The organism is Dolichospermum planctonicum (genome assembly GCF_005402965.1).
Taxonomy (GTDB): Bacteria; Cyanobacteriota; Cyanobacteriia; order Cyanobacteriales; family Nostocaceae; genus Dolichospermum; species Dolichospermum planctonicum.
Genome location: NZ_BJCF01000017.1, coordinates 1 through 12,186, shown reverse-complemented (window position 1 = coordinate 12,186; position 12,186 = coordinate 1). Strand labels below are relative to the sequence as shown.

Here is a 12,186-nt window from a genome sequence, read left to right as displayed (position 1 = left end):
AGCTTAGTTTCGTCAAATACATGAATACAAGAGTAGTCCCAGCGGTTGTAGTTTTAAGTCAAAATAGCGTTATTGTGGGGCGGAAAATTACTAATATCTTTGCAACCGCGAAATTATACGGTTTAGCTAGTCGTACTCATGATATTGATATTAGTTTTACCAACTTTGGCGAAACTGTGCGGGAATTGTTTGCTGCTGGTACGCCAATAATTGGTGTTTGTGCGGCTGGGATTCTCATTAGAACAATTTCACCCATTTTAAATGATAAGGGACAAGAACCACCTCTTTTAGCTGTCGCAGAAGATGGAAGTGCTGTAGTACCGCTTTTAGGTGGACTGAGTGGTGTAAATGATTTAGCCCGTCAAATTGGAGAAGTGCTGAATATTAAACCAGCAATTACCACCACGGGGGATATCCGGTTTCATACCGCTTTGTTGTCTCCCCCCTGGGGATATCATTTAGCTAACCCAGAACAGGGGAAAAAATTTATTGCTGACCTATTGTCCGGGGAAAAAGTCAAGTTACTCGGAACAGCACCTTGGTTGAGGGAGAGTAATTTACCTATTGATGAAAACGGCGAGTTAAAGATTAAAATTACCGAATATTTGGGTAATTATGACTGTAATTGTTTAGTTTATCATCCTGCGACCATAGCGATCGCTCTCACCAACCCAGAACCAGATACAATTACTCAAATTCAGCAAATACTCACAAAATCTAACTTAGCATCTGTTGCTGTCGCTGGCATATTTGCACCTCTTCACTTGGCCAATAATTCCCAACTCCATGCTGTAGCTAAGGCTTTAAACGTTCCTGTCCGGTTTTTTCGGGAAAACCAACTCTCCTCCGCTTCAGCCCTAGCCTTAGCCGCCACAGGTACAGACGGTCGAATTATATCATCTTCATGTTCTTCTATTGCTGTCGCCATTTCCAGCCAAATTATCAACCCCACCACAACAGGACAAGCCCAGGGGAAATTAGCCATTATTGGTACTGGTCCTGGTGGATTTCAATGGATGTCACCACAAGTAAGGGAAATTTTGCATTCAGCTACGGATTTAGTAGGTTATAAAACTTATATTAATTTAATTGCATCCTTGGCTGTCGGCAAGCGCGTCCATGAATCAGATAATCGAGTAGAAGCAGAAAGGGCTTATCAGGCGCTAGACTTAGCCGCAGCGGGAAAATATGTAGCGGTTGTCTCTTCTGGCGACCCCGGTATTTACGCAATGGCTGCGGCGGTTTTTGAGGTTTTAGACCAATATAATAAACCAGAATGGCGCACAATTGATATTCAGGTCGCCCCTGGTATTTCCGCTATGCAAGCCGCCTCCGCCCGTATTGGTGCGCCTTTGGGACATGACTTTTGCGTAATTTCCCTATCTGATATTTTAAAGCCTTGGGAAATTATCGCCGAAAGAATCACCACTGCGGCGGTAAGTGATTTTGTGATTGCTTTCTATAACCCTGTATCAAAAAAACGCAATTGGCAACTAGCAGCCGCGAAAAAAATTTTATTAGCATACAGAAAACCTCATACACCAGTAGTGTTAGGAAGAAATCTAGGGAGAAAGGGAGAAGAGGTTAAAGTTATTACCCTAGAAGAGTTAGAACCAACATTAGCAGATATGGGAACTGTAATTATTATTGGTTCTTCCCATACTCAACAAATTCAACAAGATAATAATGTTTGGGTTTATACTTCACGTCGCTATAACTTTGAGGAATAATGTTTTTTTATTTTTTTTATATAGCAGGGAATAGTCCAGGTTTATCTGCGGTGAACTTCCCTATTTCTCTACTTGACAGCAGAAGAGAAATACTATAATTTTCAAGATATAATTCACTTAATTATGTCTAGTTTATATCTGAAAAAGACTTGATTTTTTGATTCTGATCATCAACAATAAAAACATCATGTTCCAGACATGATTGTAGCCAATAAAAGTGACAGAAGCCCTAAAAGTGTCCGCGAAAGCGGACATTTTACTTTTTTTAAAAATATCATCTGCTATTTATGAATATTTTAAATAAATGAACTATATTTTTGTATCTTACCCAGAGAAGAGAGTAAAGAATTAAAGGTATATGAAAATTATAAGTTAATTGTTTATTTATTTTCAAATAAAAGGCGGGTAAATTCCGCCTATATAAATCTATTTGATTCTTTTTTCAATTGGTGTATTATTGATTTTGAACTTGTCAAAATATCAATAACTACCAGCCCAAGTTACCCATTTATGAGATAAACCTATATGCAGAATTTCTCCTGTTATCTCCAATTCTGTCATAATTGTTGTTGTTAAATCAACTCCCATAAATTCTGCTTCATTGATATTACTATCAATTAAATTTGTGTTATGGAGATTTGCGCCACTAAAGTCAGCACCACTGATTTCCGCTTGACTCAGGTTTGCATTTACTAAGTTTGCTAAGGTTAAATTTGCAGTTCGTAAATCAGCAGCACTCAGGTTAGTTTTCTCGAGGTTGGCTTTAACTAAATCAGCACCAATTAAGTTAACTTCGCTTAAGTTCGCACTTTGCAAATTTGCTCTACTTAAATCAGCATTAGTTAAATTCGCTCTACTGAGGTTACAACCACTCAAATTTGTTTGACTAAGATCCGCACCACTTAAATCCGCCGCTTCTAAATTTATTCCCCTCAAATCAACATGACTTAACTTAGCTTGGTGCAGATTTATCCCCGGGAAATTCCTCTCTCCTGATTTATATGACTTCAGGAGTTTTTTAGTATCCATTATTCCACCTCATTGCGTCTCTAGGTGAGTTATTACACTTCCCAAACCACAGACAATTATTTGAGTTTCCAGTTACTAGAATTTTAGCTAAAATCCTGTATTCATTGTACTCTGATCAAGAAGATAATTCAATAAACGTTACAATTTAGTTACTTTATGAAAAAATATAGCAATACTTACATCAACAATACTTGTATGACAACTAATTTAATATCTAACTCCACCTCTGATTTCATGAATACCTTATCCCGTGCCGCTGCTGCTTATCGAGAAGGAAATCAAGTTCCCCCAGCTGAAATAGTCGTAAATGCGCTGCTAGAAGCGGAAAAAACCGCCAAGGTGCAAAAGTTAAATTATCCCTTTGAATCTCTCAACGGTAAATGGCGACTTTGTTTTGCTACTGGTACTAAAAAAGTCAGAAACCGAGGCGGAATTATTTTAGGTAAGGGCTGGTATATGCCGAAATTTATAAAAATTCTGCTGTGCTTTAATCCTAGCAAAGATGGGGCTTTAGGAACAGGGGAAATTACTAATCAAATACAATTGGGAGCGATTTTATTGAAATTAACAGGACTAACAAAATACTTAGGAAAAAAGAACTTATTGGCTTTTGATTTTATCCAACTACAAATTAGTTCATTTAATTGGATATTTATCAATAAACAAATTCGTTTTGGTCAGGTTGAAGGTGAAGATTTTTATGATCAACCTATAGCTAAATTACCCTTTTTTGCTTTCTTTTTAGTGACTGAAGATATAATCGCTGCCCGTGGACGTGGAGGTGGTTTAGCACTTTGGATTAGAGAAAATTAATCTAAAAAAATATAATATTTAATTCTGCGATAATCGGCCTTTCTAAAAAGTCGGTTATCTATCCCCTTTATGAACTTTTTTACTTGGCTTTGACAAAATAACTCAGATGCTAACGAGTTTTAATCTCATGTCATGGGAACTGATAAAGCCAATTTCTCGTCTCAGAGCAGTTATCACCATTATCAGTCGCTATTTTAGTTCTCAGCTTGGTTGAGGGTTTCACTCTTACTCCTTTTCCCTGTTCTTTTTTCACTGTTGTCAACCTCAAGGAAAATATAAGAAGAATTTAACATCATTGGCCAACAGAAAGACTAAAATCATAACGGACAGACTAGCCATACAGTCAAGGAGGCTTAAAAACAATGTCCGATTTAAATCGCGGAATCATGAAATTTGAAGGTGCAGATTCACCTAAACTGATTACAATCTCCACCGTGGTACTTTTAGGATCAATTGCTGGACTGATCCTTTGGGCGCTTAATTTCGCTTATGCAATAGGTTAGATTCTTTGCATAACATTTAGGAGACAAGAGGGCAAAACTTCTATTTGCTCTTTTGTTTCCTATATCATATAAATATTCATTTTTGTTAATAACAAACTTGGAGTGTGTCATCAAATTTTAAATTTTAAATCAGAAAATAATGATTAATTTTTTGGGGATCTTAATTATTTTAATTGTTTGTCCACTGTTAGGGGCAATACCGCTAATTCCTTGGATTACTTATGCCGTGAGTAGAAAGTGGTTAGCTAATGTCGGTACAGGAAATATTAGCGTTGCAGCCGCCTTTTATCATGGTGGAAAATTAGCGGGAATTTTGTCCGTAATTTCAGAAGCAACTAAGGGCATTGCTGTTGTCACAATTGCCCAATACTTTTTTCCTTCACAACCAGTCTGGGAAATTATTGCTTTAATCGGCTTAGTTGTCGGTAGATACGTCACAACTAAAGGCGCGGGAATCACAAACGTCTCCTGGGGATTAGTGGTACATGATCCGTTAGTAACTGCATTGGTCGGCTTACTTGCAGCTATTGGTTTTTTGATCACTCGTTCTCAAGAAACAATTAAACTAGGGGTATTGGTAATGTTTCCCCTAGTTGTGGGTATCCTCCATTCAGAGGATTTATCCAGAATCATTGCCGCCTTTGCCTTATCGGGGTTAATCTACTGGATTTATAGCCAAATTCCCGACGATCTTCACCTCCCCGTCGAGGGAGCATCTCCACAATCTCTGGGAATGATGCAATATTTAAGCAATAATGAGGATAGGATTATCACCCTAGAGGAAGAATTAGATGGGGAAGTGGTGGGAGCTAAATCCGCTACATTATCGCAAATTAAACGTTGGGGTTATTCAGTTCCTAAAGGTTGGGTATTAGCTCCTGATGATGATCCTACCCAGTTAATTGAATTTCTGCAACCGTCCCCACTTTCACCCTTGGTAGTCCGTTCTTCCGCTATTGGCGAAGACTCCCAACAAGCCTCCGCTGCGGGACAGTATGAAACTATCTTAAACGTTACCAACAAAGCAGAACTTCGACAAGCCATAGCCCAAGTCCAAGCTTCTTATAATCACCCCAGTGCCGTCGAATACCGTCGTCATCGTAGTTTAAAAGAAGCCGCCATGGGGGTACTCATTCAACAACAAGTTCAAAGCGTATTTTCTGGCGTGGCCTTCAGTCGAGATCCTATTTCTCAACAAGGTGAAGCCGTAGTTATCGAAGCTGTATCGGGTAGTCCTACTCAAATTGTATCAGGAAAAATCACACCAGAACAATATCAAGTAGTAATTGCTAGTGATGAAAAGTTATCTTTTCTAGAATTTCACGGCCATGGTAAAATACCCCAAGCATTAATTAAACAAGTTGCATATTTAGCCCGTCGTTTAGAAAGACGTTATTTAGGTATTCCCCAAGATATAGAATGGAGTTATGATGGTCAAAACCTGTGGGTATTACAGTCAAGACCTATCACTACACTCTTACCAATTTGGACTAGAAAAATTGCCGCAGAAGTGATTCCTGGAGTTATTCATCCTTTAACCTGGTCTATTAATTACCCTTTAACCTGTGGTGTGTGGGGAGAAATTTTTACTATCGTTTTAGGTGAACGTGCTAAAAACTTAGATTTCGCTAAAACAGCCACACTACACTACTCTAGAGCTTATTTTAATGCTTCTTTGTTAGGAGAAATCTTTTTAGCCATGGGATTACCCCCAGAAAGTCTGGACTTTTTAACTAGAGGTGCAACCATGACTAAACCTCCTCTAAATTCTACTTTGGCTAATTTACCTGGACTAACAAGGTTGCTGAAACGAGAAATTGACTTAGAAAAAGACTTTAAATCGGATTATCGTCAAGTTTTTATTCCGGCATTAACAGAATTATCCAACATTGTCATTGCCGAATTGTCAATAGATCAGTTATTAACTAGAATAGACTTAATTCTTGATTTACTCCGCCAAGGTACTTACTACAGTATTTTAGCCCCTTTGAGTGCAGCTATCCGTCAATCGCTTTTGGGCATCAAATCCGAAAAAATTGATAACAGTGTCACCCCAGAGGTAGCATCATTAAGAGCCATGAGTTTTCTAGCCGCCGATGCTAAACAAATCTTAGATGATGATCATATTGACTACAATTGTGAACCAGAAAAAATATTTGAGCAATTAGCAAAAACGACGGCTGGAGAAAGGATTTTATCTGAATTTGACGAATTAATTCAGGATTATGGTTATTTAAGCGAAGTAGGTACAGATATTTCCGTTCCCACTTGGCTAGAAAATCCCCAACCAGTTAGACAATTGTTTGTGCAATTAATCAAAGCAGGGGAAATCCCAAATTTAGATGATTCTCGTCGCCAACAGAAAAATTTAAATTTAGCCCAAAAACGAGTGAATCTTAAAGGTAGGGTGACGGAAGTTTATTCCCGCTTGTTGGCTGAATTACGTTGGACATTTTTGGGCTTAGAACAGATTTGGCTTCAGTCTGGGCTGTTATTACAGCCAGGAGACATCTTCTTTTTGGAGTTAGATGAAATTCGCCATTTAGTGATCTATTCAGATGAAGCGATCAGAAATCGCCTATTGGAATTAATAGCACACAGGCGATCGCAATTTCTCCAAGATAGTCAAATTCCCCAAATTCCCCCCGTTGTTTACGGTTATAACCCGCCTCAACCTATCACTCCTGTCATTAATCCCGCTGATAATATATTGTTAGGTATTCCAGCAAGTATTGGACAAATTCAAGGGCAGGTAAAAGTGTTACGAACTTTACAAGCAGTCCATGATATTGATAAAAACACTATCCTTGTTGTCCCTTATACAGATTCCGGTTGGGTCCCTGTTCTAGTTCAAGCTGGGGGGTTAATTGCCGAAGCAGGTGGTAAACTTTCCCACGGGGCAATTATCGCCCGTGAATACGGTATTCCTGCTGTCATGGACGTACATAATGCTACGTATATACTCCAGGATGGTCAACAAGTCCGAATTGATGGATACAAGGGTACTGTAGAGATATTAAAAGGGTAACAGTTTTAACTTAACACGCCTGATGTATCGGTGCGTTACGGCTAATAATTAATCTCTCAAACTCCCCAATATTGTCTAGCCGTAACACATCCTACTTAATATATAGGAAATATATAGGAATAATATTTGATTTTTCCACATTGAGAGGTTCAGATCCCCGACTTATCTAAGAAGTCAGGGATATTGATATTATTATCATAGAGAATAATCTATATATTAGAGTCATTTCGTAGGTTTCAGGTTAATAGATAAGTTTTTACTTATGTATCCAATTAAATATTTGTTTAATAATTCCAGTTGAGAAATGATCACTTTGATCACGAACACTGTAAACTAGTTTTTACTAGCCAAGTGATACTTGATCACCCCAGGCTCAGAAATTAAACCACGTTTATTACTAAGTATATAAACTAACCCCTTTTACTCTCAAAAGGGTCTATTTTTAATACCTAGATATAACTGGAAATTTGAATAATAAAGCAAAGAAATGATTTATTTTCTTTGTCCATATTTTCATGGTTAGAAAAATAAATTGTGATGTAAGGAGATATAATGACAGAATTTTTTAACCAAGTTTCTCGGCGTAAATTTATTGTCACTGCTGGAATTTCAGCCAGTGCAGTTTTACTCAAAGGCTGTTTAGGAAATCCACCAGAAACAGGCAATAGTGGTACAAAATCCTCTATTCAAACAGTAGCTAATATTAAACCAGAACAAAAACCCGAAATTACAAAAGCCAAACTGGGATATATTCCCATAGTTGAATCAGCACCATTAATTATTGCCCAAGAAAAAGGCTTTTTTGCTAAATATGGGATGACAGAAGTAGAACTTTCTAAACAAGCTTCTTGGGGTTCAGCCAGGGATAACCTCGAAATTGGTTCTCAAGGGGGTGGTATTGATGGTGGTCAATGGCAAATGCCCATGCCGCACTTGATTACAGAAGGTTTAATTACTAAAGGAAATAAACCTATACCCATGTATGTTTTAGCGCAGTTAATTACTCATGGTAACGGAATTGCGATCGCTAACAAACATCTAGGGAAAGGAATTAGCTTAAAACTGGATACTGCTAAACCCCTATTATCCCAACTCAAATCAGCCAACACACCCTTTACAGCAGCCTTTACCTTCCCTCATGTTAACCAAGACCTATGGCTTCGGTACTGGTTAGCAGCCAGTGGCATTGACCCAGACACAGATGTCAAATTATTAACAGTACCTGCGGCGCAAACCGTCGCCAACATGAAAACCGGGACAATGGATGCTTTTAGCACTGGTGATCCTTGGCCATTCCGCTTAGTTAATGACAAAATCGGTTTTATGGCCGCATTAACCGCCGAAATTTGGAAAAATCACCCCGAAGAATATTTTGCCATGAGAGGTGATTGGGTTGATCAAAATCCCAAAGCCACAAAAGCCTTATTAAAAGGAATAATGGAAGCCCAGCAATGGCTAGATAAATTTGAAAATCGCCAAGAAGCAGCGCAAATTCTCGCCGCCAAAAAATACTTTGGTTTATCTTCACCAGCAGTTTTAGCTAATCCCTACCAAGGTAAATATGACATGGGGGATGGTCGAAAAATTGATGATAAATCAATGGCTGCTTATTACTGGAAAGACGAAAAAGGTAGTGTTTCCTATCCTTACCAAAGTCACGATTTATGGTTTATCACAGAAAATGTACGTTGGGGATTTTTGCCCAAAGATTACATTACTAATGGTGCAGCCAAAGCCAAAGAATTAATCAAAAAAGTCAACCGGGAAGATATTTGGCAAGAGGCAGCCAAAGAATTAGGAATAGCTGCGGCCGATATTCCCAGTAGTACATCTCGTGGAGTAGAAACATTTTTTGATGGGATTAAATTTGATCCTGAAAACCCCGAAGAATATCTCAAGAGTTTGAAAATCAAAAAAGCTGGTATTTAGTCATTAGTCATTAGTCATTAGTAAATTCGAGGAAAAATTCATGACATTAGCCCAAAAACGCGCCAACAGTTCTAAATTTGAAAATAGCTTTTTATCAAGTTTGCAAAAACAATTTCCCGAACTTGCACCTCCTGCTATTGCAATTGCTATATTTCTGACTATTTGGCAAATATTTTCTTGGACACCAGGGGCAACATTACCAGGACCAATTCAAGTTATTCAAGATACTTGGATTTTGATTTTGTACCCATTTTATGATAAAGGTGGCACAGACAAAGGGCTATTTTGGCAAATCTTTGCTAGTCTGCAACGGGTGGCTATTAGCTATACATTAGCAGCAATTGTTGGCATTGGCATAGGAGTTTTAATTGGTGTCAATAAAACCATATCTAAAGCATTAGATCCTCTATTTCAGTTATTAAGAACAGTACCGCCCTTAGCTTGGGTGCCTATTTCCTTAGCAGCTTTAAGACAAAACGAACCAGCGGCATTATTCGTAATTTTCATCACCGCAATTTGGCCGATTTTAATTAACACTGCGGTGGGTGTAACTCAAATTCCCCAAGATTACAACAACGTCGCTAAAGTTCTGCAACTTTCTAAAAAAGAGTATTTCTTTAACATCTTAATTCCTTCAGCACTACCATACATTTTCACAGGTTTAAGAATTGCCATTGGTTTAGCTTGGTTAGCAATTATTGCCGCAGAAATCGTTATGTCTGGTATTGTGGGAATTGGCTTTTTTATCTGGGATGCTTATCAAAATAACAACGTGAGTGAAGTCATTTTAGCACTAGTTTATATCGGTGTTGTTGGCTTAATTCTAGATAAACTCATGGCTTGGTTACAAAACTGGATTTTACCAGAACAAAAATAGTCATTAGTTATTGGTCGTTAGTAAATAAATTACCCATTACCCATTACCCATTACCCATTACCCATTACCCATTACCAATCATTAAAACTATGTCAGTATTTGTTGCCGTTGATCAAATTAATAAAGTCTTTGAATTAACTGGTGGTGGACAATATATCGCCCTTAAAGGTATTGATTTGCAAATTAAAAAAGGCGAATTTATTTCCCTAATTGGTCACTCCGGTTGTGGTAAATCAACCCTTTTAAATATGATTGCCGGGTTAGATTTACCCACAGAAGGTTTAGTAACCTTAGAAGGACAAAGGATTAAAAAACCAGGTCCTGATAGAATGGTAGTATTTCAAAACTATTCCCTTTTACCTTGGCGCACAGTCAGAGAAAATATTGCCTTAGCAGTAGATTCAGTATTAAATGGAATGCCAGAAGCAGAACGTAAAGCCATTATCGAAAAACATATAGATATGGTAGGTTTGCGTCCCCATGCTGATAAACAACCAGGAATGTTATCAGGGGGACAAAAACAACGGGTAGCTATAGCCCGCGCTTTGGCAATTCGGCCTAAACTATTATTATTAGACGAACCATTCGGGGCATTAGACGCATTAACTCGCGGTAATTTGCAAGAACAATTAATGCAAATTTGTGAAGAAAATCAAGTTACCGCCGTTATGGTGACCCATGATGTAGATGAAGCCGTTTTGTTATCCGATAGAATTGTCATGTTAACTAACGGACCCGAATCGAAAATTGGGGATATTTTAGAAGTTGATATTCCCCGACCTCGTAAACGAATGGAAGTCGTAGAACATCCTAGTTACTACAGTTTGCGAAGTGAAATGATTTACTTCCTTAACCAACAAAAACGTGTTAAGAAAATCCGCGCCAGAAAAACCGCAGCAGTTGTCCGTCATGGCTTAGAAAAAGTTAATTTAGAAATTGGTTTTCTACCCCTTACCGCTTGCGCCCCCCTGGCTATAGCCAAAGAAAAAGGCTTCTTTATTAAACATGGTTTAGACGAAGTTAATTTAGTCAGAGAAAGCAGTTGGCGGGGAATTGTGGATGGGATGACTGGTGGTTATTTAGATGCAGCCCAAATGCCCTCTGGAATGCCAATGTGGTTATCTTTAGGCGGGCATAAAAACGAACCTTTGCCAGTTGTTACCTCCTTAACAATGACTCGCAATGGTAACGCCATTACCTTAGCAAAAAGATTTTATGATGCCGGAGTCCACAGTTTATCAGACTTCAAAAACTACCTACTAAAAACCCGTGACCAACAACATAGAATGGGTGTAGTTCATCCCGCATCAATGCACAATTTACTTCTCCGTTATTGGTTAGCAGCAGGAGGAATTGATCCCGACATTGACGTAGATATGAAAAATATTCCTCCTGCCCAAATGGTAGTAGATTTAAAAGGTGCAACCATTGACGGTTATTGTGTAGGTGAACCTTGGAATTATCGGGCTGCGGTAGAAGGTTCAGGCTTTACCATTGCTACAGATTTAGAAGTTTGGTTAGGACACCCTGGCAAAGTTTTAGGAGTAAGAGAAGACTGGGCAGAAACTTATCCTAACACCCATATTGCTTTAACCAAAGCCTTGTTAGAAGCCTGCCAATATTGTGCAAATCCTGATAACGCCCAAGAAGTGCGGCAAATTTTAGCAAGTCGGGAATATGTCAGTACAGACATTGATTATATCCAAATTGAAGATCCAAATAACGCTACCTGTGACTTAGATCATCCCATGCGAGAATATGCCCATCATCAATTTTATTCCGACTCTGCTATTAATCGCCCTAGTCGCACCGAACAAATTTGGATTATGACTCAATTAGCGCGGTGGGGTGATACTCCCTTCCCTAGAAATTGGGTAGAAATAGTTGAAAGAGTGTGTCGAGTGCGTGTTTTTAGTACAGCAGCCAGAGAACTAGGTTTAGATATCAGTTATACCCGTCAACCCATTCAACTATTTGATCATAAACCCTTTAACGCCGATGATCCCATTAGCTATCTTAACGACCTAGAAATTAAACGGGATTTCTCCATAGCTGAAGTCGTTTTAGAAGCCCCCAGAAAAACCGCAGCTTAAATCACAATAAATCTTGTGGGGTGGACATCCTGTCCGCCCAAAAATCCAGGAAAATCAAAATCTTGTGGGGTGGACATCCTGTCCGCCCAAAAATCCAGGAAAATCAAAATCTTGTGGGGTGGACATCCTGTCCGCCCAAAAATCCAGGAAAATCAAAATCTTGTGGGGTGGACATCCTGTCCGC

Annotated in this window: 8 protein-coding genes; 7 read left to right on the top strand and 1 reads right to left on the bottom strand. The window is 38.6% G+C overall.

The annotated features are described in order from the left end of the window. The first annotated feature begins 20 nt into the window (after nt 1-20). Nucleotides 21-1,730: a precorrin-3B C(17)-methyltransferase gene (gene cobJ / locus FFO06_RS09385; protein WP_137907806.1), complete on the top strand. Its 1,710-nt coding sequence runs from the start codon at nt 21-23 to the stop codon at nt 1,728-1,730. Nucleotides 1,731-2,210: 480 nt separating this feature from the next. Here the strand turns inward: cobJ and FFO06_RS09380 are convergent, their stop codons facing one another. Continuing rightward, nucleotides 2,211-2,759: a pentapeptide repeat-containing protein gene (locus FFO06_RS09380; protein ID WP_137907805.1), complete on the bottom strand. Its 549-nt coding sequence runs from the start codon at nt 2,757-2,759 to the stop codon at nt 2,211-2,213. Nucleotides 2,760-2,954: 195 nt separating this feature from the next. On the opposite strand from FFO06_RS09380, the gene FFO06_RS09375 reads away from it, so the two are divergent. The 6 genes from FFO06_RS09375 (at nt 2,955) to FFO06_RS09355 (ending at nt 12,002) form a co-directional block, all read left to right on the top strand. After that, nucleotides 2,955-3,572, top strand: a complete 618-nt coding sequence (locus tag FFO06_RS09375) for a hypothetical protein (RefSeq protein WP_137907804.1) — start codon at nt 2,955-2,957, stop codon at nt 3,570-3,572. A 362-nt stretch (nt 3,573-3,934) separates the two neighbouring features. Beyond that, nucleotides 3,935-4,075, top strand: a complete 141-nt coding sequence (locus FFO06_RS21490; protein WP_168358921.1) for a hypothetical protein — start codon at nt 3,935-3,937, stop codon at nt 4,073-4,075. A gap of 139 nt (nt 4,076-4,214) precedes the next feature. Continuing rightward, nucleotides 4,215-7,103: a glycerol-3-phosphate acyltransferase gene (locus FFO06_RS09370; RefSeq protein ID WP_137907803.1), complete on the top strand. Its 2,889-nt coding sequence runs from the start codon at nt 4,215-4,217 to the stop codon at nt 7,101-7,103. Nucleotides 7,104-7,655: 552 nt separating this feature from the next. Then, the gene (locus tag FFO06_RS09365) at nt 7,656-9,032 is read left to right on the top strand and encodes a CmpA/NrtA family ABC transporter substrate-binding protein (protein ID WP_137907802.1); all 1,377 of its coding nucleotides are present in this window, start codon (nt 7,656-7,658) and stop codon (nt 9,030-9,032) included. A 40-nt stretch (nt 9,033-9,072) separates the two neighbouring features. Next, the gene (gene ntrB / locus FFO06_RS09360; RefSeq protein WP_137907801.1) at nt 9,073-9,909 is read left to right on the top strand and encodes a nitrate ABC transporter permease; all 837 of its coding nucleotides are present in this window, start codon (nt 9,073-9,075) and stop codon (nt 9,907-9,909) included. A gap of 89 nt (nt 9,910-9,998) precedes the next feature. Then, nucleotides 9,999-12,002, top strand: coding sequence for an ABC transporter ATP-binding/substrate-binding protein (locus FFO06_RS09355; RefSeq protein ID WP_137907800.1), 2,004 nt, complete (start codon nt 9,999-10,001; stop codon nt 12,000-12,002). The last annotated feature ends 184 nt before the right edge of the window (nt 12,003-12,186 follow it).